This window comes from Rhodospirillaceae bacterium (assembly GCA_018660465.1).
Lineage (GTDB): Bacteria > Pseudomonadota > Alphaproteobacteria > Rhodospirillales > JABJKH01 > JABJKH01.
Map to the genome: position 1 here is coordinate 1 of JABJKH010000114.1, position 24671 is coordinate 24671.

Below are 24671 nucleotides of genomic sequence, written 5' to 3' on the forward strand. Positions count from 1 at the left end.
CAATCGACCGGCCCGTAATATTGCCGAAGTTATTTTATCGCTCGACAACACAGCCCGCACCGCCCCTGCCCAATTCAACGAATTCGAAGACTTGGATGTGACCCGTCGGATTGAACGGGAAAAGGGCTCAGCATATCGGGTTAATGGAAAAGACGTCCGCGCCCGTGACGTTCAGTTATTATTTGCCGACTCCGCCACTGGGGCACGTTCGACCGCACTTGTCAGCCAAGGCCGAATTGGGGCCGTAATCGCTGCAAAACCAACAGAACGTAGAACCTTATTAGAAGAAGCCGCTGGTATCACCGGCCTGCATTCGCGCCGTCACGAGGCTGAACTTCGCCTGCGGGGTGCCGAAACCAACCTGGATCGTCTCGATGATATTCTCATCACCCTAGACACCCAGCTTCTGAACCTAAAAAAGCAATCCCGCCAAGCGACCCGGTATCGCAACATCAGCGGCCACATTCGCCGCACCGAAGCGATGCTGTTTCATCTCCGCTGGCTGGCCGCACAACTGAACCTTGCGGAAGGCCGAACCGAGCTTCAATCGACCCAAGACGCCGTGCGTGAACTCACCGGCCTGACCGCCAATGCAACGACCGTTCAGGCCGAACGCGCCAGTGGCCTGCCTGAACTCCGCCAAGCTGAGGCTGCGACGGCAGCTGAATTACAACGGCTCGTCATTGCCCGCGAAGGCTTGGAAGAAGAAGAAGCCCGGATCGAGAGCGCACGGTCGGACAACACCACTCGCCTGGAACAAATCGCCGCTGACCGCGCACGGGAAGAAACATTAGTTTCTGACGCCAAGGCCGCCGTCGAACGTCTTGAAGGCGAACGCAGTGAGATCGAAAAATCCCGCGAAGGTGAAGACAGCACCCGCGAGGCCGCGGCCAAAGCCGCAGAGGAAGTTTCCACCGAAGTAAACGCACGGGACGACGCCCTGACCCAAATCACCCAGCAGATCGCCCACGATGAAGCCCGCCGCGCCAGTCTAACCCGTACCGTTAACGAAGCTGAGCAACGGGTTGATCGCTTGGCAACGCGCGCAGCGGAGGCTAATGAACAACACGCGGCTCTTGAGGCTGAAAGTGTCGATTGGAAAGCCTTAGAAGCTGCTGAGGAGACTTTAACAGAAACCCAGACAGCCCTGGAGCAAGCTCGCCAAGATGTAGAAAAAGCCGAATCCGGTCGTAGCTCGTTGAGCGATTCCGAAAGAGAAACGGTCAAAACCTTGCACGAGGCACAATCGGTCTTGAACCGTCTCGAAGCCGAAGAAAAGGCGCTGACCGATATTCTGGATGCGGGCGGCCAAGACCTTTGGCCACCGTTGATTGATGCGGTTTCGGTAGAACCCGGATATGAAGCCGCATTAGGGGCTGCCTTGGGCGATGATCTGACCGCACCAACCGACGAATCGGCACCAATTCGCTGGCGCACCCTCTCACCGTTTTCAGGAGCCCCTAGCCTGCCTGGGTCGGCCAAACCTCTCAGTGATTATGTTAAAGGCCCCGCGGCACTGAACCGCAGACTCGACCAGATCGGTATTGTGGATGATGAAGACACGGCGCGGGCGCTCTCCAAGGATCTAACCCAAGGTCAGCGCCTCGTCTGTAAGACCGGTTCACTCTGGCGCTGGGATGGCTATACCGTCTCCGCCGGTGCCGTGACCGCAGCGGCAGCGCGCTTAGAGCAAGGCAACCGCTTAAAAGATGTCCGTGCCCGCCTAGAAGGGGTTCGTGAGACGGTCACCCAAGCAGACTCCAGGGTAGAGGCCGCCCGCGAAGCGGTTCGCCAAGGTGGCGAAGCTGAACGCACGGCCCGCGCCACTGCCCAGGAAACTGATCGTGCCTTCACCACAGCCCGCGATGCGCTGGCAAAAATTAAAGAACTGGCATCTACCCATTCGACCAAACTACAAGCCGTGCAACAAACCCAGGCCAATATCGAAGCTGACCAACGCGAAACCAAAACTTTATTGTCCCAATCTAAAGACGAATTGGCTGAGTTGCCGGACGGGAGCACGCTTCGCGATCAGTCGGCCGAAATCAGGGCCGAATTAGCCGAAAAACGCGCCCGCCAAGTTGAATGCCGGAGCACGCTCGAAAATCTAATCCGCGCAGCAAATGTTCGCGAAGACAGGCTACGAGAAATTACCAACGAATTGGGCTCTTGGAACACCCGCCAAACCAACGCTACCCAGCAAATGGAACAGCTTCAAGAACGCCGCCAGTTGGTGAGTACGGAAATTGAACGCTTGGCCGCTTTGCCGCAAGAAATAGCCGAACGGCGTCGCGCGTTGCTGGATCAAATTCAGGGCTCTGAAGGCAAAAGAACCGAAGCCGCGGATGCGCTTGCGATTGCCGAGAAGGCCCTGGCAGTTGCGGAAAAGAACCTCCGCGAGTCGGAAGCAAAACTTGCCCAAGCGCGGGAACGACAAATACGCGCCGAAGGGATTGTCGAACAGGCCAATCAAGCCTGCACCGGCATCATCGACCGTATGCGCGACCAATTGGACTGCGGCCCGGATGATCTGCCGGAAATTGCGGAACTGAAAGAAGGCGCTGAACTGCCTGAACTGGAAGGCGTTGAGCGTCGGCTGGATCGATTGCTCCGAGAACGCGACACCATGGGTCCTGTCAATCTTCGCGCTGAGCAAGAAATGCAGGAAATGACGGAGCAGATTGAAACCCTGAATTTAGAACGCGGCGACCTGATCGAAGCGATTGAGAAACTTCGCAGAGGCATTGCTGAATTGAACCGCGAAGGCCGCCAGCGACTGCTAGCCAGCTTTAAAGAGGTCGATCAACACTTCCAGGATTTGTTTGTTCGCATGTTCGGCGGCGGCACCGCGCACCTAAAACTTACCGATTCGGATGATCCGCTTGAGGCTGGCCTTGAAATCATGGCCAGCCCACCAGGTAAAAAGTTGCAATCTTTGTCGCTGTTGTCGGGTGGCGAGCAAGCTTTGACCGCGTTGTCGCTTCTATTCGGCGTGTTCCTGACCAACCCAGCCCCAATCTGCGTGCTGGACGAGGTCGATGCCCCCTTGGATGACGCTAACGTTGATCGGTTCTGTTCATTGCTTGCCGAAATGGCCGCGACGGGTGAAACCCGATTCGTCGTTATCACCCACCACCGCATGACAATGGCCCGAATGGACCGACTATTTGGGGTAACCATGTCCGAAAGAGGTGTTTCACAACTGGTTTCCGTCGACCTGCAGGGCGCAGCGGGACTGCGGGCGACAGGCTAGAGCACTTTCCGACTCTACGTGGTCACTGAGATCGTTTTTCCGATCCGCCCACTAGGAAAGGCCACGCCGACGATGCGGCGCATCGGCAAGCGGTCTTGACGACGTGGGCGGATCGGAAAAACGACCGAAGGCAGCGACTCCAACCCTCTGGATGTCGTCAGGCAGCGTTTGCGATGCGATAGCATCGCGGCACATTCCCTTCCTAACCAGAGAGTTTGAGTCGTTGTCTCAGTGACCACGTAGAGTCGGAAAGTGCTCTAGGCGCTCATATTCTCTTTTAATCGTTGTTTTTCAATGCATTAAGAACGTCTGATTGGTCCTTGACAGGGCCAGGGTCGGTGGGTACCTTCCGCGCTGAAATTGGCGTGTAATAGCCGGACGGAGAATAACGCGCGCAACGAATTTAAAAGCGCGCATTCCCAATGACCGAGGGGCATTCAAAAGAGACACCGACGAAGACGGGAGACGAAGATGCCCGTTCGTTGGAAGACCTCGGCAAACGTCTGAATAAAGCACGCGCACGCGGCGACCGCGCCGCCGGAAGGTTCACTAAGGTTAGTGGCAATCCGACAAGCGGGCTGGCCATGGCCATGCGAATTGGCGTTGAGTTAGTTGCAGCGTTTGGTGTGGGCTTTGGTGTCGGTTGGTATCTAGACAAAACGTTTGATACCAAACCGTGGTTTATGTTGGTGTTTATGCTTTTAGGAGCATGCGCTGGCCTGTTGAATACATACCGCGTGGTTCGGGGTTATGGACCAGCGGCAGGATATAAAAAACCGGTTGAGACAAGCGGTGAAGATCAGGAGAGTTAAAGGTGGCGTCAGGTCATAGTCCCTTAGCCCAGTTCGAAGTAAAATCCATAATCCCGATGCACATCGGCGATTTAGATGTTTCGTTCACCAACGCAAGCGCATTCATGGTTTTGGCCGTGGTTGTATCCTCTGTATTTTTGATTGCAGGCGTTAAACGCAACGCCACCGTCCCGGGGCGATGGCAATCAATGTCCGAATTAATTTATGGTTTTGTTTCTAACTTAGTTCGAGACACCATCGGTTCCGAAGGTCGCGCTTTCTTCCCATTGGTTTTCACCATTTTCATCTTCATTCTGTTCGGCAATCTGCTGGGTATGATCCCGTATGGCTTCACCTTCACCAGCCACATCATCGTGACATTCGCGATGGCGGCGGTAATTTTCGTTGGGGTGACGCTGTTGGCACTTTATAAGCACGGCCTGCATTTCTTCGCATTCTTCCTGCCGCCTGGGGTTCCCATGTGGATGGCCCCGTTGCTAGTGCCGATTGAGATCATTTCTTATTTCGTTCGTCCGGTCAGCCTGTCGTTGCGGCTTGCAGCCAACATGATGGCAGGACACACCTTGTTGAAAGTGTTCGCGGGTTTTGTCGTTCTGTTAGGCGTGGCCGGTGTTGTACCACTGGTCTTTGTCGTCTTGTTGACAGGACTGGAAATCATCATCGCCTGCTTACAGGCTTACGTTTTTGCTATTCTGACCTGCCTTTACATCAATGATGCTCTGCATCTGCACTAGGGTCGGCTGAAATTTTAATTCTAGAATTACTCAATCATCGAAAGGAACTTTAACAATGGATATTGAAGCAGCAAAACTGATTGGTGGCGGTCTGGCCGTTATCGGTGTTGCCGGTGCCGGTGTTGGTATTGGCACCGTGTTTGGCTCGTTTGTTCAGGCTGTTGGCCGGAACCCGGCGGCTGAAGGCGCTGTCAGCATGATGACATGGCTTGGCTTTGCGTTGTCGGAAGCGACTGCACTGTTCGCCCTCGCCATCTCTCTGATGATCCTGTTTGGTTAATCTTCTGGAAGGGTTCGTCCCTTCCAGGGTTATTAGATAGAGGGCCGACATGCCACAGTTAGACGTTGCCACGTTTGCGCCGCAGATTGCATGGCTGGTGATTACGTTTGTCACCTTGTTTTTCATCGTCTGGAAAGGCGTTGTACCCAAGGTCGGCGGCGCGCTCGAAACGCGCCAGCGTAAGATCGAAGACAATCTGGATAAGGCCGCTAAGTTCAAGGCTGACGCCGAAGCCGCGATTGAAGCCTACGACAAAACATTGGCCGACGCTCGGGTCGCGGCGCAATCCATCGTCGCTCAGGTTAAGTCTGAACTCGATACGGTCGCAGCAGAGCGTCAACAAGAACTCGACGCCAAGGTCGCTGCTCGGATAACTGAGGCCGAGGAACGGATTTCCAAGGCAAAAGCTGACGCCATGACGAACATTCAAGCCGTCACCGTCGAACTGGCTGGCAGTGCGGTTGAGAAATTGATTGGTGAAGCCGCCGATGGTTCGACTGTGGCGAATGCTGTTGATGCTGCTTCAAAGGCTAGGAACTAGAATATGTTAGAATCTCCCACTTTCTGGACCCTGGTCGCCTTTGTGATTTTTCTTGGCCTCACGGTCAAGCCGATTTCAAAGTTGGCGGCGACGGCCTTGGATGCGCGGTCAGACAAAATCCGCGCCGAAATCGAAGAAGGTGAGAAGCTGCTAGAAGAAGCCCAGGAACTGCTTTCCACCTACGAACGCAAGCAACGGGATTCTGCGAAAGAGGCCGAGGCTATTCTGATCCATGCCCGCGAAGAGTCAGAGCGAATGAAAACGCACGCGGCCGAAAACTTGGAAAAATCTCTGGCACGGCGGGAAAAGCTAGCCGAAGAACGGATCACCCAAGCCGAAGCCGGCGCCATCGACGAAGTCCGCGCCGTCGTCGCCGAGATCGCACTCGATGCCACGAGGCGGCTGCTTGCAGAGAACTTGTCAGCAGACAAGTCCGATGCCTTGGTGGATGCAGCGATTAAGGAAATTCCGGCTAAGCTGAATTAAATTTCAGCTGTCCGTTTTAAATTCTAAAGGAGCCATTTTAGGCTCCTTTTTTACTCCCCTATTAAACTCAGCCACTCTTCTTCTGTGAGAGTCGCAACGCCTAAATCTTCGGCCTTCTTCGCCTTAGACCCTGCCCCTGGCCCGGCAATGACGTAATCCGTTTTCGTAGAAACTGAACCTGCCACTTTAGCACCAAGCGTTTCCGCCCGAGCCTTGGCCTCATTCCGACTCATGGTTTCCAAGGCCCCGGTAAAGACCACCGTTTTCCCGGCAACCGGGGATGACGATTCATCGGGAGCAACAAACGGTTCAACTGTTAGGATATCTTTGAAGTCATCAAGAACGTCTCTGTTATGAGATTCTGAAATGAACTCCACCAAATCTTTCGCCGCCGACGGCCCGATCCCATCGATATTGACGAGGTCTTGATAGGCTTCGCTCTCTTCGTCATGCGCATCTGACATGGCCGCCTGCCATTTATCTAGCGCCCCGTATTGCTTGGCCATTAGGCGCGCCGTTGCTTGGCCAACTTGGCGAATCCCCAGAGCATAAATAAATCGATCCAGGGGAATGTTTAATTTCTCGTCCAACGCCGCGAATAGGTTTTCGATGGATTTATCGCCCCACCCTTCCCGGCCTTCAAGTGCGGCCCGACTGTCCTTTAGTTTAAAAATATCAACAGGGGTTTTGATCAACCCATCTTTCCAGAATTCCTCAATGCTCCGTCCGCCAAGGCCTTCAATATCGAACGCATTTCGAGACACAAAATGTTTCAACCGTTCCACAGCTTGTGCCGGGCAAATAAGGCCGCCGGTGCAGCGTCGTGCCACTTCGCCTTCTTCGCGCACGGCGTGGCTGCCGCATTCAGGGCAGGACGTTGGAAATTCGAAGGGCGTTGTGTTGTCTGGGCGCCTTTCCATAACGGCGCGGACAACCTGTGGGATCACATCCCCTGCGCGCTGCACAATGACCGTATCCCCGGCGCGAACGTCCTTCCGGATAATCTCATCTTCGTTATGAAGCGTTGCACGGGAAACGACCACGCCGCCGACAGTCACGGGTTCCAGTTCTGCGACAGGCGTTAAAGTGCCGGTACGGCCAACTTGAATGACTATTTGTTTTAGCAGCGTCTGAACCTTTTCCGCCGGGAACTTATGGGCGATGGCCCAGCGCGGGGCACGGCTTACTTGGCCCAGGCGTTCTTGCCAATCGATCCGGTTGACCTTGTAGACGATACCATCAATGTCGTAGTCCAGTCCGGACCGACGTTCGTTCAAGTCGGTGTAGAACACCATGATGGAGTTCAGGTCCGGCAATATTTCGGTGAGTGGATTAACAGAGAAGCCCCACGCATTTAGCTTATCTAAATATTCTTGGTGGGTATCCGCAACAGGTGACGCAACTTCTCCCCATGAGTAGGCAAAAAAACCAAGCGGCCGCGACGCCGTAATTGTCGAATCTTTCTGGCGCAAGGACCCAGCTGCCGCGTTTCTGGGATTCGCAAAGACTTTCTCATCGTTGGCTTCTTGCCGATCATTCAAGGCCTTGAAATCGGCCTTGCCCATGTAGACCTCGCCACGGACTTCCATCACACTTGGTACGTCCCCGGTTATTTCAGCCGGAATGTCGTTCAAAGTTCTGATATTGGCGGTGACGTCTTCGCCGACTTGGCCATCGCCACGGGTTGCCGCCTGAACGAGGCGACCGTTTTCGTAGCGCAAGGAAATGGAGAGCCCGTCAATTTTGGGCTCACCAACAATTTCCACGACTTCGTCTTCGCCCAAACTCAAGAATCGCCGGACCCGCGCCAAGAATTCGGCTATGTCTTCTTCTGAAAATCCATTACCCAATGACAGCATCGGTCGGGCATGGGTGACCTTGGAAAATCCTGCTGCAGCGGGCGCACCAACCCGCTTCGATGGGCTGTTGGGTTGGATCAGCAACGGGAAGCGCGCTTCAATTTCGTCGTTTCGGCGGCGCAGCGCATCGTAGTCTGCATCGCTCAGGGAGGGCGCATCATTTTGATGATAGGCGATATCGTGTTCGGCGATTTCCTTGGCCAGGAATTCCAATTCCACGGCGGCGTCTGGCGACATCAATTCAGCAACGGGAGTGTCGCGCAAGGATCCGGTCACGGCTATTGCCCTCGCATCAAGCTTTCGGCGGCGGCGCGGGCTTCATCGGTTACGCTTTCTCCCGCCAGCATACGCGCGATCTCTTCCGTGCGGCCTGTGCCTGATAGGGGATCGACGGTGGTCAGAACGCCAGGGTTAGCTTCCATTTTTGAGACCTGCCAATGATGTTCACCCCGGGCCGCCACTTGGGGCGAATGAGTCACCACCAGAACCTGAACCTCGCCAGCTAATTTTTCCAGGCGTTCGCCAACTGCAGCCGCAACGGCACCGCCGACGCCTGCATCCACTTCATCAAAGACAATAGTCGGAATTTGGTCTGATCGTGCCAGCACAACCTTGAGTGCCAGCATAAAACGGGCGAGTTCTCCACCGGAAGCAATCTTATTCAAAGGCCCCGGCGGCGCACCCGGATTGGTCGCGACCTGAAAGGCAACGCGTTCGGTTCCACCCTCTCCCCAGTCTTGCTCCTCCAAAGGCTCCAAACGGGTCAGAAACAACGCCTTATCCAGCTTTAAAGGCACCAGTTCAACAGCGATTGCCGTATCCAATTCATTCGCCGCTTTTTCCCGTGCCTTGGCGAGGGTCTCCGCCGATTTCACGTAATCTACGCGTGCCGCTGCCGCTTGCTTTTCATAACGGGCGAGATTGGCACCGCCTTCTTCAAGGGCTTCCAGTTGCTGCGCCATGTCGGCGTGTAAGTCTGGCAAGCGATCGACCTCGATATTGTGCTTTCGAGCTAACGCACGTAGCGCGAAAAGACGTTCCTCCACCTGCTCCAACTGGCTGGGGTCCAGGTCCACTTGGCTGCCTGCGCGTTCCAGAAGGGCAAGTCCTTCCGCAGCTTCAGAGGCGGCGCGGTCCAAGGCGGCGATGGTATCGTCCAATTTTCCATCGGCCTTAGCCGCGACCAATTCCAAATGCCGGATCGCACCGCGAAGAGTTTCCTCCGCACCCCGCCCGGCGTTTAATTCGGCGGAGGCTCGGCGCATGGCTTCCAATACAACTTCACCATGCATCATCAGCGCACGTTTCTGGGCGAGGGCTTCCTCTTCACCTACTTTGGGTTCCAAAGCATCAAACTCACCGACCGCGTGCCGAAGGTAGTCTTCGTTGCGTCGCGCTTCGGCAAGTCGTTCCGTTTCGTCTGTCAGCAACTGTCGCGCCTGTCCCCAGGCAGTCCATGTGTCGCTGGTTTCTTTAAGCTGGCCATCCAGCCCGCCATAAGCATCCAGAAGTCCACGATGGGCTTGTGGGCTGAGCAGGCGTTGGCTTTCAAACTGGCCGTGGACTTCTGCAAGAAGTTCTGCGATTTCCCGGAGCAATGACACGCTGACCCGTTGGTCGTTGATGAAAGCTCTGGACTTTCCCTCCGCCGTCAAAACCCGGCGTAAGATCAGGTCATCTTCATCCGCGTCCACTCCATGGGACTCCAGACGCGCATATATTTCGTGATCAGAAGCAACGTCAAACACCGCGGTTACTGCCGCCTGTGAAGCACCCTGGCGAACAAGACGCGATTCAGCTCGAGTGCCAAGTGCAAGGCCCAAGGCATCCAACAAGATCGACTTTCCGGCCCCGGTTTCGCCCGTCAATACGCACAACCCGGCCTGAAAGCTCAGGTCCAATCGACCGATGAGGACGACATCCCGGATCGACAGGGTTCTCAACATACAGCCGGTCCGGTTACCATAGTATGTACCAGGGTTTAGAGAGTTCTTTTTCGTCCTTTTTCGGCTTAGCCGGCTTTTTTGGTTTAGTCGACTTTGTCGGCTTTTTCGGCTTAACGACCTCAGCTGTCACAGATCCGCCCATAAGGTCATAGGTGTCAGAATACCACTCATTGCCAGGATAATTGTGGCCAAGGACAGCCGCGACCTTTTTCGCTTCATGGCGAAGCCCCAATGCCAAATAGGCTTCAACCAAGCGATGCAACGCCTCTGGCACATGGGTTGTCCGCTGAAATTTTTCAGTTACCAATTTGAACCGATTTATCGCCGCCAAGTACTGCTTACGGTCCTGATAATACCGCCCAATGTTCATTTCCTTGCCAGCCAGGTGATCCACCGTCAGGTCGATCTTTAATTTGGAATCGCGCGCATACTTGGTTTTGGGAAAGCGAGCGACAATTTCGCGTAGGCTTTTCAGGGCCATTGTCGTCATGCGTTGATCGCGACCGACATCGGAAATTTGCTCGTAGTAGCTTAAACCCTTCAGATAATAGGCATAAGGCGTATCCTTGTGCGCTGGGTGCAATTGAATAAATCGCTCCAGGCCGCTTATAGCTTCGGGATAAGCATTACCGGAATAGTATGCATAGGCCGACATTAACTGGGCCTTGGTCGCCCAAGAGGAATACGGATGTTGGCGCTCAACCTCGTCAAACTCGGCTGCTGCGGCCTTGTATTCCCTTTGTTTTAAAAGATCGAGAGCACTATTATAGATTCGGTCCATGGATCGTTCGATGTAAACATGCTCTTCCTCTTCTATGGCAGAGCACCCGACTAACACACCAAGTACGGTTGCCAGAACAACCCAATTCGGCAAACGCCAATTCGACAAACAGTAACGTCGCAACATCAAGTCATTTCCTAATAGAATTTGCACCCGCCAATTTATTCACGACTCTAGCAAGGCGTAAGGATTATATCACGCTTGGGTAGCGGCGATGCAACTCTAATGAGCGGAATTTTCTTAAAGCATGTAACAGTCGAAAAAAAGCCCTGGAAAGGTCCAAGGCCACTCAGAAAAAATAAATTTTTAAATCAAGAGGATTAAACAGCCACCGCCGCGACTTCGCCAACTGGCTTTTTCCAAATACCGCCTATATGCGGTTGTTGCGATAAGGCTTCGAATTCTGCTGCCTCGTAGCACCAAGCATCTTTATCCGCAAACAAGGCCCGCAAGATTTGGTTGTTCGCGGCATGACCAGAGCATACACCACTGAATTGACCGAGGATCGCGCCCCCTGCCAGATAAAGATCGCCGATTGCATCCAAGACCTTATGGCGGACAAACTCGTCATCGAAGCGCAGGCCCTCTTCATTCAGCACTTTATCGCCACTGACGACGACCGCGTTATCCAACGAGCCCCCTTTTGCCAAGCCGGCAGCGCGAAGCTGTTCTACTTCATGCAGGAAACCAAATGTCCGGGCACGGGCCAGTTCGTTCTTGAAGGTTCCATCTATCAGGCCAATTGAAAAAGACTGGCTTGCAACCACGGCACTGTCGAAATCAATGGAGAAATCCAATGAGAAAACATTGCTCGGATTTAAAGTCGCGACCTTATCACCGTCCGTGACAGAAATGGGCTTCAACACACGAATGACCCGACGACGTGCGTTCTGTTGAGCCACCCCAGCACATTCAACCAAGAATACGAAAGGTGCAGCACTACCGTCCATGATTGGAACTTCAGGTCCGCTGAGTTCAACAATCGCATTATCGATGCCACAACCAGACAATGCCGCCATAAGATGTTCAATGGTGCTAACCGTCACACCATCTTCGTTGCCGATGGTGGTGCACAACATGGTATCGACCACCCGGTCCCAGGTCGCCGGGATCACGGCACCATTGCCTTCAATATCAGTGCGCTTAAAAACAATCCCGCTGTTTTCATCAGCAGGATTCAAAGTCATGGAAACTTTTTTACCGGAGTGCAGACCAACGCCCGTGCACGAAATCGCCGTCTTCAAAGTCGTCTGAAGCGGGAATTGGATCGCTTGTACTTCGGATCCAGTTGTTGTCGTGGTAACGAGTGCGTCCATAGTCCCCAGGTCTTAATTTATTAATTCAGAAACGCCGTTTCTTAAACTTTAGCTCCGATCCGAATCTTCCCGAATCATCACCCCCATTTGAGCGACGCCTCGAGGGAATTTGTAGCAATACCCCCCGAGGCGCACAAATCAATCTTTGTTACCAATTGTTACGTTTAGTCAATGCGTTAGACTTAATTCGCCTGCCGCCTGAGAAACGCCGGAATGTCCAACAACTCGTCTTCCTCCCGTGTGGTTTGTGGCTGTTCCGGTAGATCCAAGTTCGGATCAGCAGTCGGCACTTGAGATGTCGGAGCATCACTTCCTGCTGAGTTAATTAGCGGTTCTGCACGTTGTGGTGCGGGCGCTTCCTTCGGTGCCGCACCAGCACGGCCAACACCTGTAATGCGCTCGAAAAGCGAGGGTGATACTGCTGTCGGTTTCTTCACTTCGACTTTTGCTTGCTGGTCGTTTACGCCATTAACCATAGCCGCTGCGGCAAAGGGATCAGGCTCTTGCGTAACTTCACCATTTTTTGGATCCGCAGGAACGGGAGGAATAAAGGCATCTTCCGCCGTTATTGAGGGCATTGCCGACGGCATTTCCGCTGCTGGTTCGCCGATTTCAGGCTCTGGCTCCGATTCCATTTCTTCGACTTCTTCAGTCAGTCTCATTGAAGGCCGAATATCGACGATTGTATTTTCAGCAACCTCAGGTTCGAATTCCGCAACTGGCTCCAGGTCCTCTTCCATATCGGCTTCCGGAACAACGATATGTTCTGGCTGAGGCCGATCAACAACATTCAATAACCGCGGCCGTGGAAGGGCACCTGCTTCGACGTTGATGCCAGTGGCGACAACAGAAACCCTGATCCGTCCTTCCAATGATTCATCGAAAGTGGAACCAAAGATGATATAGGCTTCTGGATCGACTTCGTCGCGCACTCGGTTGGCGGCTTCATCGACTTCGAACAACGTCATATCGGCACCGCCGGTAATGTTGATCAACATGCCTTTGGCCCCCTTCATGGAAATATCGTCCAGGAGAGGATTAGAAATGGCGGCTTCGGCAGCATCCAAGGCACGGCGTTCGCCGTCGGATTCGCCTGTTCCCATCATCGCCTTGCCCATCTCGCTCATAACCGAGCGAATATCGGCAAAGTCCAAGTTAATCAGGCCCGGCATGACCATCAAATCAGTCACACCACGAACACCTGAGTGCAGGACCTCATCTGCCATATTAAAGGCATCGGCAAATGTCGTCTTTTCGTTGGCGACCCTGAACAGATTCTGATTGGGAATAACGATCAAGGTATCGACGAATTGTTCGAGTTCCTCAATGCCGGCTTCGGCCAATCGCATCCGATGCACGCCTTCGAACTGGAACGGCTTGGTGACAACACCAACAGTGAGAACACCAAGTTCGCGGGCTGCCTTGGCAATGACCGGGGCACCGCCGGTGCCCGTGCCGCCGCCCATACCGGCTGCAATAAACGCCATGTGCGACCCTTTTAGGTGTTCAAGGACTTCGTCCATGGCTTCTTCGGCTGCGGCTCTGCCGACTTCGGGGCGTGAGCCGGATCCAAGACCTTGGGTCGTCGAGAGACCTAACTGAATGCGGCGATCAGCGCGGGACAAACCCAACGCTTGCGCGTCGGTATTGGCGACCACGAAGTCGACCCCTTCCAGTGAGGACTCGATCATATTGTTGACCGCATTGCCACCGGCACCGCCGACACCGACGACGGTAATCCTGGGTTTAAGTTCTTGTGAATTGGCTTGGCTTGGTACGCTAAGATTGATGCTCATTGTAGGCCTCCGGTTAAAGATCGAATTGATTTGGAACACTCAAAGGATTGACGGATGCTCCCCACCTCGGGGAACACCGATACGAAGGCAGGTTGATCCTGCCGGTTATTTGAATCAGATTTAAAAATTCTCACGCATCCACTGACCGATGCGGCCTAAACGGCCGTTCGGCTCCTCACTTAGGCGGCGTCCTCCTTTAAGGACATCCGCTGGGTTGTTTTCGGCGTAGTTCAATAATCCCAGACACGTGGCGAAGGCAGGCCCTGAAACGGCTTCAGGAAGCCCTTGCAACGATTTCGGTCGCGCCAAGCGCACTTGTTTATCCAGTGCACTGGCGGCGAATTCTCTTAAACCCGGCAATTGACTAGCCCCGCCGGATAACACCACATGACGACCGGCAACGGTTGCAAAGCCGGATGCCGCCAGACGCTCACGGGTCATTTCAAAAATTTCTTCAAGCCGAGGTCGGATGATTCCGATCACCATCGACAACGGCACTTGGCTCATTTCTCCGCCTTCTTCTTCACCAATCACCGGGACTTCGATGATTTCCTGATCATCTGACGAAGACGGCAAAGCGCTGCCAAACATGGTTTTGATACGTTCCGCCTGGTTCATCGGTGTCGACAAGCCACGGGCGATATCGTTTGTGACGTGAATTCCGCCGAGTGGGATGCTGTCGGTATGAACCAATTCATTATCGAAAAAGACAGCGATCGATGTCGTGCCGCCACCCATATCCATATAGGTGACGCCCAATTGTTTCTCGTCGTCCGAAAGGCACGCCAAGGCCGAAGCGTAAGGCGAAATTATTTTTCCATTTAGTCCTAAGTGACAGCGGGCCACCGACATTTCAAGATTCCGCGTGCTGCCAGCTGGCGCGCTGACCATGTGCATGTTTACGCCCAAGCGTTGGCCGAACAATCCCTTTGGATCGCGCACGCCGCGGTTACCATCAACGCTAAACCCAACCGGGATGGCGTGGACCAGTTCATGATCCTTGGGCAATTCCTTAAACAGCGATGCCGGATCGAGCACGCGGCGCATATCGGCCTCGCCAATTTCATGGCCACCAATTGAAATTTCGTAGGCAATGAGCCGCGACTTAGGTTGTCCGCCCGATAGGTTGACGAACACTTCGCGAATATTTTCACCGGCCATTTGTTCGGCGGCTTCAACCGTCGCTCGAATGGTATCTTCGGCATTACCCATATCGATTATGGTGCCGCATTGAAGGCCCTTCGAAATACGATGGCCAACGCCGACAATCTCCGGTTTGCCTTCAGCGTTCATGCGCGCGATGAAACAGGACGCCTTTGTGGTGCCCACATCCAAAGCGGCAATCAAGCCGGTTCTATTTTTAAGCTGAGAACTCCGCTTTCCCATCTTTTTTCCTAAACTCCCACCAAAATTGATACCAAGTTGCAGTAATAGTGATCCATAGAGACGGCCTACCAAGGTTTTCGGCAAGGAGCGTGCGGCGTGGTGATGCTCCGCATCACGAGGCGTGCACGACGCCGTCCGAAAGTCTTGGTAGGCCGCCGTTTCGGTCGCAAGTATGGCCCGTCGGAGGGCGTCGAAAAGTCTTGCCGATGCTGGGCATCGCCTGCGACATTTCTCCTACCCGACGGACCATATTTGCGATCTCTATGGGTCATTATTACTGCAATTTGGTATAAGCACGCCCCACTCACGTTTCATGCCCCTTCATAAATTCCTCTTGATCCTTGGAACGATGCCTCCGGACGATCAGTCGATCCGCCTGTCGCATGTCCAATATTTTGATATCGCCGGCCAGCAATTTGTGTTTGCTTTCAAACTCAGAAAGCCGAGCCCAGGCCTTCACCGGGTCCTGTTCCGGCAAGCGGATATCGATGCCGCCAGCCAAGCGGATGTTCCAGCGTCGCCCACCGACACGAACCGCAGCCTTAACCAAACTTTGCAAGTGTGGCTGGGTCTCCATAATTTTGATCAACTCTGCGGTATGATCCGGCGCGCCCTTGCCGACCACGACCAACAGATCAGCGAACCGGCCCAATCCTTTTTTCAGGATGACCTTTCCTTCAGTATCAATCAGCGCGAACTGCCCTTTGTGCTGCCAAATGGCCATTGGCCTGCGCTCTTCGACTCGCAGTAAAATGGTGTTCGGTAACATGCGTTCCAGGGACGTCTTGTTGATCCAAGGCAACGCCTCTACCCGAGCCTTGGCAGCGTTTAGATCGAACGCCAAAATTGGTGCACCCCGTACTAATCCAATAGCCGAGAATATTTCACGCCGCGTTGTTTCTCGCCGACCAACGACAAGGATGTCTTCAACCTTGAACCCCATTTCACCGGACCAGGCGATCATTTTCCATTTCGCTTGCGATGTGGTGCGACCGATCAAGCCGTCCTGCCACAGCCACCATCCGCCACCAATACTGGCAACAACCATCATCAAAGCCGCAACAGCAATAAGCGGTCGACGGCGCCATAGCGGAATTGCATTGCGCCGAGGCTTGCCGCGTTTTGCGCTAGTGGTCTGTATCATCTAAATTGCCCCCCTACGACGATGGTGTGAGGTTTCCGGCAAGGAGTGCGTAGCGCCGTGGTGCCTACACCACAAGTTATGCAGGACGAAGTCCGGAAGCCTCACACCGTCGCCTTTCAGGTCAGTTTTCCCGCTCCCTCGGGGTGTCGAGAACGCTTGACGATGCTGTGGCATCGCCCGCGCATCCTCTCCTACCGAGAAAACTGGAAAACTGATCGTAGGGGCGTAATTTAGGTGATACAGACCACCAGAAACTTTATCGATATTCTTCATCGATCATACTCCGCGTTATCGACCATCCACGTGACCAATTCATTGAACGAAATTCCGGCATGGCTGGCTTGTTCAGGTACCAGAGACGTCGGCGTCATTCCGGGCTGTGTATTAATTTCCAGCAAATACGGCGAGTCGCCATCAAGTCTGAAGTCAGCCCTGGATACGCCGCGACATCCCAAGGTCTGATGGGCCAACTGAGCGAGTTCCAAAATTCGCTCCGTAATATTCTCATCAAGGCGCGCTGGGATGGTGTGTTTCGATCCGCCATCAACGTACTTGGCGTCGTAGTCATAAAAATCCCGATCGGTTTCGATCTCCGTCACGGCCAAGGCCCGATCACCCATGACAGCGACGCACAATTCCTTTCCTGGAATATACTTCTCGACCATCACCTGGGTGCCGTAGGGCCAGTTGTCGCCGGTAATCGCATCTAGATCTTGGACATCCTTGATGATAACAACGCCGACGCTGGAGCCTTCATTTAGAGGTTTGATGACATAAGGTGGCGCCATCACATCGCCGGATAAGGCTTCTTCCCGATTGACGACCTTGTGTTCAGCAACAGGAATGCCAACCTCGGCAAAAAGCCGCTTGGCCATGGGCTTATCCATGGCGAGTGCGGAGGCAAGCAAGCCAGAATGGGTGTAGGGTATTTCCAGAATATCCATCAGGCCCTGCACGCATCCGTCTTCACCAAAGCGTCCATGCAGCGCGTTGAACAGCGCATCAGGCCGGGGATAGAGCCGGGTCATCAACGCCCCCATATCGCGTTGCACATCGATGGAAGTCACGCGGTTGCCGCTTTCGCTTAAGCTTTGGCTAACAGCCGCACCACTGACCAGAGAGACTTCGCGTTCGGCGGACCAGCCGCCCATGAGAACTGCAACATGGTGTGTCATGACTTGTCCTCTACCACGCCAACAACCGGCGCTTCCGGTCGGCCAATGCAGCGAATTTCCCACTCCAATTTATGGCCTGAGTTCTCGAACACCCGGCGGCGGACTTCTTCGCCTAAACCTTCCAGGTCTGCTGCCGTGGCGGTGCCCGTATTGATTAAAAAATTGCAGTGCTTGTTGGAGACCTGAGCACCGCCGCGGATCAATCCACGGCACCCAGCTTCGTCGATGAGTCGCCATGCCTTGGCCGATGGTGGGTTCTTGAAGGTGGAACCACCCGTTGGCGTGCGCATCGGTTGATTGAGTTCTCTCTCGTCGCGAATTTCATCCATGCGACGGGCGATTTCCGCGGTTATGCCTTGTTGCCCTCTCAGCAGGGCCGAGACAAAAATCCAGTCGTTTGGCACCTCGGAATGGCGATAGCTGAAGCCCAAATCATCATGGTTTAATTCGTGGATATTTCCGGCTGGATCAATGGCTTTGGCACTGATTGTAATGTCAGCCATCTCCGCACCGAAGGCACCGCCATTCATGCGAAGTGCACCGCCAATCGTTCCCGGGATACCGCTTAGGAATTCTAATCCTGTGATGCCTGCGTTGCGGGCGACATTGGCAACATTAACATCACTCGCACCTGCCCCGGCCAAAACATCCAAGTCGTTGCTGGTCACCTTCGCAAATTCGCGGCCAAGGCGCACAACGATTCCAGGGATGCCACCGTCCCGGATCAATAAGTTTGACCCGATGCCTAGAATGGTTAGCGCAACATCCTCCGGCTTGCTTGCTAGAAAACCAGCCAAATCAACTTTATCGGCAGGTTTGTATAAAACTTCGGCCGGGCCACCAACGCGGAACCACGTCGATTTATTCAAGGGCGCGTTCGCGGTATAGCTGCCCCGAACCGTCGGCAAGCGTTCGATCAGATGAGATGTGCTGAACCCGGTTACCATCATCCTGCTGCCCCCGAATTGGTAGCATTATCGTTGCTGGACCCGCGCAACCGTCCGATTTCCTTAGGTAGTGCATTGGCCCACTGGGTAATGTTGCCGGCACCCAAACAGATGATCATGTCACCTGGTTGTGCCAACGTGCCGACGATCCCTGCCAAGCCTTCAGGTTTCTCTAAGGGTAGGACCGAACGATGACCTCGAGTCCGTAACCCCTCGACCAAAGAATCCCGATCAAATCCTGGAATAGCATCTTCGCCAGCAGCATAGACATCCGCCACAACGACCACATCCGCATCGTTGAAGCAGCTGCAAAATTCTTCGAACAGATCGCGTAGACGGGTGTACCTATGTGGCTGCACCACGGCGATGACTTGTCCGTCGGTCGCCGTTCGTGCTGCACCCAGGACCGCGGCAATTTCAACAGGGTGGTGGCCGTAGTCATCGATGATGGTGACGCCGTCCACTTCGCCGGTTTTAGTAAAGCGCCGTTTTACGCCCTCGAATTTGGCCATACCACGACGAATGATGTCGTCATCAACTTGCATCTGGGTGGCAATGGTGACAGCGGCCAAGGCGTTCTGAACATTGTGAACCCCGTGCATGGGAAGGCTGAGGGCTTCCATGGTCCGAGTTGTATCCGCCTTACGATCGGTGATGGTCACGTCGAACCTAACGCCACTGGGGTCAGAGTCCATATTGACGGCTCTCACATCCGCCTGCGGACTGAATCCATAAGTCACAACACGCCGGTCTGAAACCCGCGGGATCATCGCCTGGACTTCTGCGTGGTCGATGCAAAGGGCGGCGAACCCGTAAAAGGGAATGTTCTCAACGAACGCATCAAACGCGTCCCGCAGTGCATCAAACGAGCCGTAGTGATCCAAGTGTTCAGGGTCCATATTTGTTACAACAGCGATTGTCGCCGGCAGCTTTAAGAAGGTGCCGTCAGACTCGTCGGCTTCCGCCACCATCCATTCACCATCCCCCAACCGCGCATTCGTGCCCCAGGCATTGATGATGCCGCCATTGATGACCGTCGGGTCCAGGTCCGCCGCATCCAGTAACGCCGCGATCAGTGATGTCGTGGTGGTTTTTCCGTGCGTGCCGCCAACTGCAATCGACCACTTAAGCCGCATTAACTCACCCAGCATTTCGGCGCGCCGAACCACGGGGATCAAACGCTTGCGGGCTTCTGAAACTTCGGGGTTGTCTGATTTTACCGCCGTTGAAACGACGACGACCTGGGCTTCGCCTAAGTTGCCGGCATCGTGACCAACGGCGACCGGAATTCCCATGTCGCGCAAACGTTGAACGTTGGCATTGTCGCTGATGTCGCTGCCTTGAACTGTGTAACCGAGGTTATGCAGCACCTCTGCAATGCCGCTCATACCGATGCCACCGATACCAATAAAATGAAGCGTGCCAATGTTGAGGGGGAGGGCTCTCATGCTGCCTGCCTCCGCATCTCATTTCCGCCATTGCCGGGCAATAGCCCTAAAACCGTATCGGCTAATTGATGTGCCGCATCCGCACGTCCTGCAGTTTTTGCGCAAGAGGCTGCCTTCTCCAGGGCTGCGGGCATGGAGAATAGTTCGCTCAAACGTGCCGCCAAAGTTTCCGGTGTAAAGGCGTCCTCCGGGATCAGCCAGCCGCCGCCGACTTCATCCACCGCATGAGCATTCTCAGATTGGTGATCGTCAATTGCGTGAGGATAGGGAACAAGAATGGAAGGCCGTCCAACCGTGATGGCTTCAGCAACCGTGGAGGCCCCTGAACGACCAATCAATAAATGTGTGGCGGCGAGGCGTTCTGGAATATCATCAAAGAACGAATCCACGTCTGCACTCACGCCCATGATTTCATAAACGGCACGGGTGCGCTCGACATCTTCGGTTCGACATTGCTGTGTCACGCGCAAACGCCGACGAAGATCATCAGACAATTGGCCCAAGGCTTCCGGCAAGACATCACTCAAGACCCGAGCCCCTTGGCTGCCACCCATGATCAACAGGTTAATTTCGCGGGTCGAATTTAAATCGGGATACTTGGTATCGTGCATAGCTAGGATGGTTGGACGCACGGGCATACCTGTATGAACGACCTTATCCAGTGCTTCACCGGGAATACTCTTCGTGGATTTAAAGGATGTTGCGATCCTGGCAACCCGGGACGCGAGCAACCTATTGGCCCGACCGAGCACTGCATTTTGCTCATGAAGAACCGTCGGGAACTTCGCTAAAGTCGCCGCGACCATTGTCGGCACGGAAGCATATCCGCCGAACCCGACAACTGCGGCAGGGCGTAGTCTTTTGAGCAAGCTTCTCGCCTGTAAGGTTCCGATCCCCAATTCAATGAGCGACCGTATTTTCGCGATGGGTCCCTTACCGGCGATACCGCCGGCTAAGATGCGATGGGTTTCGATCTCGCCTAATGATCCGCCATAGGCGTCCCCGCGACGATCAGTTACGAGTGCCAACCGGCACCCTCGGCTCGACAATTCAGACGCCAGTGAATCGGCCGGGAACACATGTCCGCCGGTACCGCCGGCAGCGAGCACGATCAGGGGGGCGTCAAATGTCGTCATTGACGCTCCCCCCAATCACCGGGCCGTTCGCGTGTTAGTGCCAAAACCATGCCCATGCCGTAGGCCAGCGCGATGGTTGATGATCCACCGTATGAAATGAACGGCAACGTCATGCCTTTGGGCGGAATGAGATGAATGGCCGAGGCCATGTTGATCATGGCTTGCAATCCGAACTGCACCAGCAACCCGGCCACAACCAAAAGAACAAACAGATCCTTGCCTTTGAACACACGAGAGAATCCCCGCACGATGATAAAGACAAATAGGGCGACAATAATCAGACATGCGATCAAGCCGAATTCTTCCCCGGCGACAGCAAATATAAAGTCTGCATGGGCATCAGGAAGAACTTCCTTCACCCGTCCTTCGCCCGGACCACGTCCGAACAAGCCGCCATTGCGGAAGGCTTCCAGGCCGCGCATGACTTGGTAGTTCTCGCCAATTGCCGGATCCAAGAACCGGTCGATACGAGACTGCACATGGCTGAAGGTGAAGTAAGCCCCAACGCCGCACGCCAAAAAGAAAACACCGATTGCGCCGACCAAAAGCAGTGGTAACCCGGCCAGGAAAAACTGCACGCCCCACACCGCTGCGATGACCATGGTCATGCCGACATCCGGCTGCAAGAGAAGCATCGCGGAAACCAAACCAAACAATATAATCGCAATCGCATTCCCAGCGCGGTTTTCACCCAACCTATGCATGGAAAATAACCACGCGGAAACCACCGCAAGGCTAGGCTTGATAAATTCAGACGGCTGCAGGGAAAGCCCAGCAAAATGCAGCCAGCGCGTTGCCCCCTTGATCTCAGCGCCAAAATACAAGGTCAGCGCCGTCAGGGCCATTGATACACCAAGGCAGACAACAGCGACCCGCCGAACACCTCTGGGCGACATCAGCGACACCGCCGACATCAATAAAACGGCAACGACCAAAAATACAAACTGACGACGGGCGAAATAGAATGTGTCGAGTCCGATCCTTTCCGCGACCGGTGGCGACGCCGCCATGGTCATGACTGCACCCACTGCCGCCAAGCTAAACAAGGCAAGCAAAGCCCAACGGTCCACCGTCCACCACCAGCGGCCAAGTAAGCTTGTATCTGTGCGGGCGAAGGTGCTCACCTCAGGGCGCCTCCTTCAGAATTATGTTGGCCGGGCAAACCCTGGACCAGTGCTTTGAATACATCGCCCCGTTGTTCAAAGTTATCAAACTGATCAAATGACGCACACGCCGGAGATAACAGAACGACACAACCGCCTGATTTATCTTCTTGGGCGCGTTGATGCGCTTGCTCAACGGCCTTTGCTAAGGTGTCTGATTTGGTAACCGGAACTCGGTCTGCCAGCACAGCAGCGAAGGCGTCTTGTGCTTCACCGATTAAGAAGGCATGCACCACTTTGTTCAGGTAAGGCGTGACAGGATCAAGGCCACCTTCTTTGGATTGTCCACCGGCGATCCAGCAAATCGCTTCGTAGCATCCCAATGCCCGGGCTGCTGCGTCAGCGTTGGTTGCCTTGCTGTCGTTGATGTAGGCCACGCCGTCAATGACTTCGACGCGTTCCTGACGATGGGCCAAGCCGGGATAGGTTTTGATGGCATCGGAAATTTCCTGCCAATCCAAGCCCGCTGATCTGGTCACTGCATAAGCAGCTGCGGCATTTTGTGCATTGTGGGTCCCCGGCAAAGCTGGCGCATCCGATAAATCTAAAACCGGGCGCGGGTCGCCATCCAATGAATCAAACAAGACGCCATCCATAGCGAAGACGCCTTTTTCCACCGCGCGCGTACCTGAGATGGGGATGGCCCGACCCCGTCGATCCGCACGTAGGGTTTCAAAAATTTCCCGTGAATGGTCGTCGTCTATTCCAATAATCATGGTTGAGTCAGCAGTTTGATTTCGGAACATTGATTTCTTGGCTTCGACATACCCGTCCATGCCGCCATGCCGTCCCAGATGGTCCGGGCTAATGTTCAAAAGTACACTGAAATCGCACGAGATAGACGGCGTTAAATCTAATTGATACGACGACATCTCCAGCACATAAATGCCGCCGTCGCCCATAGGAAGAAGCTCCAGAACAGGTGTCCCTAAATTTCCACCGACTTGAATGGTGCGACCGGCAACTTGCAAAACATGCGCGATCAACGAAGTCGTCGTTGACTTGCCATTGGTGCCCGTAATGCCGACGTAGGCGGCGTCTGGTTGGCTTCCCATCAAAAGCTCCATATCGCCAATAATCGGGCAACCCGCGGCCTTGGCGCGGTCGGCAATTGGGTGAGGACTTGGATAGGTGTGAGGAATTCCGGGGCTCATGATCAGCGCTGACATTTTGCGCCAGTTTGCGCTTGCCGGGTCGCGAACAGGTATTCCAACCGCTTCGGCTTCAGCGCGGGCATTCGCATTGTCGTCCCAAGCCCAAACATCGGCGTCCGATTCCATCATCGCGCGCGCAGCGGCTAGGCCACTGAGGCCTAGGCCTAAAACAACAATCGATTTTTCTGCGTACCCTGGAATGTGAATCATTATTTCAACTTTCCTATCTGAGCTTCAGCGTGGAGAGGCCGATCAGCGCCAAGATCGCGGCGATAATCCAAAATCGGATAACGATGGTCGGTTCGGACCAACCCTTCTGTTCGAAATGGTGATGCAACGGCGCCATGCGAAAGACGCGCTTGCCGGTCAGCTTGAACGACGCAACCTGGACAATGACCGAAACTGTTTCCAATACGAACAAGCCGCCAACAATGGCCAGCACCAATTCGTGCTTTGTAATCACGGCGATGGTCCCAAGTGCACCGCCAAGTGCCAACGATCCTGTATCGCCCATAAACACCTTCGCAGGCGGCGCGTTGAACCATAGGAACCCCAAGCTTCCGCCAACCAAAGCACCACAAAAAACGGCGAGCTCGCCGGTTCCGGGAACATGATGAATTTGCAAGTATCCAGAAAATACGGCGTTGCCGACCAAGTACGCGATCAAGGCAAAAACGCCGGTCGCGATCATCACCGGCACAATGGCAAGACCATCCAATCCATCTGTTAAATTCACGGAATTGGACGATCCAACCATGACGAACACGGCCATGATTGGGAATATCCAGCCAAGCTCAATCAGGAGGTTTTTAAAGAATGGCACCGCAATGGTGGAGTTCAAGGGCTCCGGCAACAGATGGATAATCCACATCGTCGCCGATAGGGCCACCACGGTCTGAAGCACTAATTTTAGTTTACCCGGCAAGCCGCCACTTTTACGGCGACTGACCTTAATATAGTCATCAATAAAACCAATCGCGCCATAACCGATGGTCACGCCCAAGGCGGCCCAGACATAGCCGTTGGTCAAATCTGCCCATAATAGGGTCGCCACGGTCAGCGCCAGCAAGATCATAAAGCCACCCATGGTGGGCGTGCCTTTTTTGGTCAGCAAGTGACTCTCAGGTCCGTCGTCGCGAATGGGTTGCCCGCCGCTTTGGCGACTGGCCAACATGCGGATCAGGAACGGCCCGATCAAAAAGCTGAGGATCAACGCCGTCATAACAGCACCACCCGTGCGGAAGGTGATGTAACGGAAAACGTTGAACACCGAAATCTGATCGGCCAGGGGATAAAGGAAATTATACAGCATCG

General features: G+C 54.3%; 21 protein-coding genes. 6 read left to right on the forward strand and 15 right to left on the reverse strand.

Annotation, left to right across the window (positions count from 1 at the left end; all coding sequences use genetic code 11):
* Positions 1-3253, forward strand: a 3253-nt coding sequence (gene smc / locus HOM51_19005; protein ID MBT5036606.1) for a chromosome segregation protein SMC, incomplete at its 5' end; no start/stop codon positions are given.
* Between the two features lie 14 nt (positions 3254-3267).
* Here smc and HOM51_19010 read toward each other — a convergent pair.
* A complete protein-coding gene (locus HOM51_19010) occupies positions 3268-3438 on the reverse strand; it encodes a hypothetical protein (protein ID MBT5036607.1) in 171 nt (56 codons plus the stop codon).
* Between the two features lie 237 nt (positions 3439-3675).
* Here HOM51_19010 and HOM51_19015 point away from each other — a divergent pair, with 237 nt between their 5' ends.
* The 5 genes from HOM51_19015 to HOM51_19035 are packed head-to-tail and all read left to right on the forward strand — an operon-like array spanning position 3676 to position 6106.
* Positions 3676-4065, forward strand: coding sequence for an AtpZ/AtpI family protein (locus HOM51_19015; protein MBT5036608.1), 390 nt, complete (start codon positions 3676-3678; stop codon positions 4063-4065).
* 2 nt (positions 4066-4067) lie between these two features.
* Complete coding sequence (locus tag HOM51_19020; protein ID MBT5036609.1) at positions 4068-4799, forward strand: F0F1 ATP synthase subunit A; 732 nt, start codon at positions 4068-4070, stop codon at positions 4797-4799.
* A 55-nt stretch (positions 4800-4854) separates the two neighbouring features.
* Entirely contained in the window at positions 4855-5079 is a 225-nt protein-coding gene (locus HOM51_19025; protein ID MBT5036610.1) for a F0F1 ATP synthase subunit C, read from the forward strand.
* A gap of 49 nt (positions 5080-5128) precedes the next feature.
* Positions 5129-5620, forward strand: a complete 492-nt coding sequence (locus tag HOM51_19030) for a F0F1 ATP synthase subunit B' (protein ID MBT5036611.1) — start codon at positions 5129-5131, stop codon at positions 5618-5620.
* A 3-nt stretch (positions 5621-5623) separates the two neighbouring features.
* Positions 5624-6106 carry a F0F1 ATP synthase subunit B gene (locus HOM51_19035; protein ID MBT5036612.1) on the forward strand — a complete coding sequence of 161 codons (483 nt, stop codon included), beginning with the start codon at positions 5624-5626 and terminating at the stop codon, positions 6104-6106.
* 50 nt (positions 6107-6156) lie between these two features.
* On the opposite strand, the gene ligA is transcribed toward HOM51_19035, so the two are convergent.
* From ligA to HOM51_19105, 14 genes are all read right to left on the reverse strand, one after another.
* Positions 6157-8202 carry an NAD-dependent DNA ligase LigA gene (gene ligA, locus HOM51_19040; GenBank protein ID MBT5036613.1) on the reverse strand — a complete coding sequence of 682 codons (2046 nt, stop codon included), beginning with the start codon at positions 8200-8202 and terminating at the stop codon, positions 6157-6159.
* A 41-nt stretch (positions 8203-8243) separates the two neighbouring features.
* Positions 8244-9911: a DNA repair protein RecN gene (gene recN / locus HOM51_19045; protein MBT5036614.1), complete on the reverse strand. Its 1668-nt coding sequence runs from the start codon at positions 9909-9911 to the stop codon at positions 8244-8246.
* A 13-nt stretch (positions 9912-9924) separates the two neighbouring features.
* Complete coding sequence (locus tag HOM51_19050) at positions 9925-10818, reverse strand: outer membrane protein assembly factor BamD (GenBank protein ID MBT5036615.1); 894 nt, start codon at positions 10816-10818, stop codon at positions 9925-9927.
* A 194-nt stretch (positions 10819-11012) separates the two neighbouring features.
* Complete coding sequence (locus HOM51_19055) at positions 11013-12008, reverse strand: UDP-3-O-acyl-N-acetylglucosamine deacetylase (protein MBT5036616.1); 996 nt, start codon at positions 12006-12008, stop codon at positions 11013-11015.
* 182 nt (positions 12009-12190) lie between these two features.
* A complete protein-coding gene (ftsZ, locus tag HOM51_19060; GenBank protein MBT5036617.1) occupies positions 12191-13804 on the reverse strand; it encodes a cell division protein FtsZ in 1614 nt (537 codons plus the stop codon).
* Positions 13805-13924: 120 nt separating this feature from the next.
* On the reverse strand, positions 13925-15190 hold the full coding sequence (ftsA, locus tag HOM51_19065) for a cell division protein FtsA (GenBank protein ID MBT5036618.1): 1266 nt from the start codon (positions 15188-15190) through the stop codon (positions 13925-13927).
* A 304-nt stretch (positions 15191-15494) separates the two neighbouring features.
* Positions 15495-16334 (reverse strand): FtsQ-type POTRA domain-containing protein, encoded by an 840-nt coding sequence (locus HOM51_19070; GenBank protein MBT5036619.1) that lies wholly within the window; start codon positions 16332-16334, stop codon positions 15495-15497.
* 269 nt (positions 16335-16603) lie between these two features.
* On the reverse strand, positions 16604-17509 hold the full coding sequence (locus HOM51_19075) for a D-alanine--D-alanine ligase (protein MBT5036620.1): 906 nt from the start codon (positions 17507-17509) through the stop codon (positions 16604-16606).
* The gene (gene murB / locus HOM51_19080) at positions 17506-18459 is read right to left on the reverse strand and encodes a UDP-N-acetylmuramate dehydrogenase (protein ID MBT5036621.1); all 954 of its coding nucleotides are present in this window, start codon (positions 18457-18459) and stop codon (positions 17506-17508) included. The genes HOM51_19075 and murB overlap by 4 nt, the downstream gene beginning before the upstream one ends.
* Positions 18456-19904 (reverse strand): UDP-N-acetylmuramate--L-alanine ligase, encoded by a 1449-nt coding sequence (locus HOM51_19085; GenBank protein MBT5036622.1) that lies wholly within the window; start codon positions 19902-19904, stop codon positions 18456-18458. The genes murB and HOM51_19085 overlap by 4 nt, the downstream gene beginning before the upstream one ends.
* Entirely contained in the window at positions 19901-21040 is a 1140-nt protein-coding gene (gene murG / locus HOM51_19090) for an undecaprenyldiphospho-muramoylpentapeptide beta-N-acetylglucosaminyltransferase (protein ID MBT5036623.1), read from the reverse strand. Before murG ends, HOM51_19085 begins: the two co-directional genes overlap by 4 nt.
* Complete coding sequence (locus HOM51_19095; GenBank protein ID MBT5036624.1) at positions 21037-22164, reverse strand: cell division protein FtsW; 1128 nt, start codon at positions 22162-22164, stop codon at positions 21037-21039. The genes murG and HOM51_19095 overlap by 4 nt, the downstream gene beginning before the upstream one ends.
* A complete protein-coding gene (locus tag HOM51_19100) occupies positions 22161-23567 on the reverse strand; it encodes a UDP-N-acetylmuramoyl-L-alanine--D-glutamate ligase (protein ID MBT5036625.1) in 1407 nt (468 codons plus the stop codon). Before HOM51_19100 ends, HOM51_19095 begins: the two co-directional genes overlap by 4 nt.
* 13 nt (positions 23568-23580) lie before the next feature.
* Positions 23581-24669 (reverse strand): phospho-N-acetylmuramoyl-pentapeptide-transferase, encoded by a 1089-nt coding sequence (locus HOM51_19105; GenBank protein MBT5036626.1) that lies wholly within the window; start codon positions 24667-24669, stop codon positions 23581-23583.
* Positions 24670-24671 lie beyond the last annotated feature (2 nt).

Bases quoted from the DNA above. Each gene is read 5' to 3' on its own strand.
- recN (MBT5036614.1), bottom strand. From the start codon at position 9,911: ATGTTGAGAACCCTGTCGATCCGGGATGTCGTCCTCATCGGTCGATTG.
- HOM51_19025 (MBT5036610.1), top strand. From the start codon at position 4,855: ATGGATATTGAAGCAGCAAAACTGATTGGTGGCGGTCTGGCCGTTATC.
- HOM51_19070 (MBT5036619.1), bottom strand. From the start codon at position 16,334: ATGATACAGACCACTAGCGCAAAACGCGGCAAGCCTCGGCGCAATGCA.
- HOM51_19100 (MBT5036625.1), bottom strand. From the start codon at position 23,567: ATGATTCACATTCCAGGGTACGCAGAAAAATCGATTGTTGTTTTAGGC.
- HOM51_19030 (MBT5036611.1), top strand. From the start codon at position 5,129: ATGCCACAGTTAGACGTTGCCACGTTTGCGCCGCAGATTGCATGGCTG.
- HOM51_19015 (MBT5036608.1), top strand. From the start codon at position 3,676: ATGACCGAGGGGCATTCAAAAGAGACACCGACGAAGACGGGAGACGAA.
- HOM51_19105 (MBT5036626.1), bottom strand. From the start codon at position 24,669: ATGCTGTATAATTTCCTTTATCCCCTGGCCGATCAGATTTCGGTGTTC.
- ligA (MBT5036613.1), bottom strand. From the start codon at position 8,202: ATGTCGCCAGACGCCGCCGTGGAATTGGAATTCCTGGCCAAGGAAATC.
- HOM51_19085 (MBT5036622.1), bottom strand. From the start codon at position 19,904: ATGAGAGCCCTCCCCCTCAACATTGGCACGCTTCATTTTATTGGTATC.
- HOM51_19050 (MBT5036615.1), bottom strand. From the start codon at position 10,818: ATGTTGCGACGTTACTGTTTGTCGAATTGGCGTTTGCCGAATTGGGTT.
- ftsA (MBT5036618.1), bottom strand. From the start codon at position 15,190: ATGGGAAAGCGGAGTTCTCAGCTTAAAAATAGAACCGGCTTGATTGCC.
- HOM51_19055 (MBT5036616.1), bottom strand. From the start codon at position 12,008: ATGGACGCACTCGTTACCACGACAACAACTGGATCCGAAGTACAAGCG.
- murG (MBT5036623.1), bottom strand. From the start codon at position 21,040: ATGACGACATTTGACGCCCCCCTGATCGTGCTCGCTGCCGGCGGTACC.
- HOM51_19010 (MBT5036607.1), bottom strand. From the start codon at position 3,438: ATGCTATCGCATCGCAAACGCTGCCTGACGACATCCAGAGGGTTGGAG.
- HOM51_19035 (MBT5036612.1), top strand. From the start codon at position 5,624: ATGTTAGAATCTCCCACTTTCTGGACCCTGGTCGCCTTTGTGATTTTT.
- murB (MBT5036621.1), bottom strand. From the start codon at position 18,459: ATGATGGTAACCGGGTTCAGCACATCTCATCTGATCGAACGCTTGCCG.
- HOM51_19075 (MBT5036620.1), bottom strand. From the start codon at position 17,509: ATGACACACCATGTTGCAGTTCTCATGGGCGGCTGGTCCGCCGAACGC.
- ftsZ (MBT5036617.1), bottom strand. From the start codon at position 13,804: ATGAGCATCAATCTTAGCGTACCAAGCCAAGCCAATTCACAAGAACTT.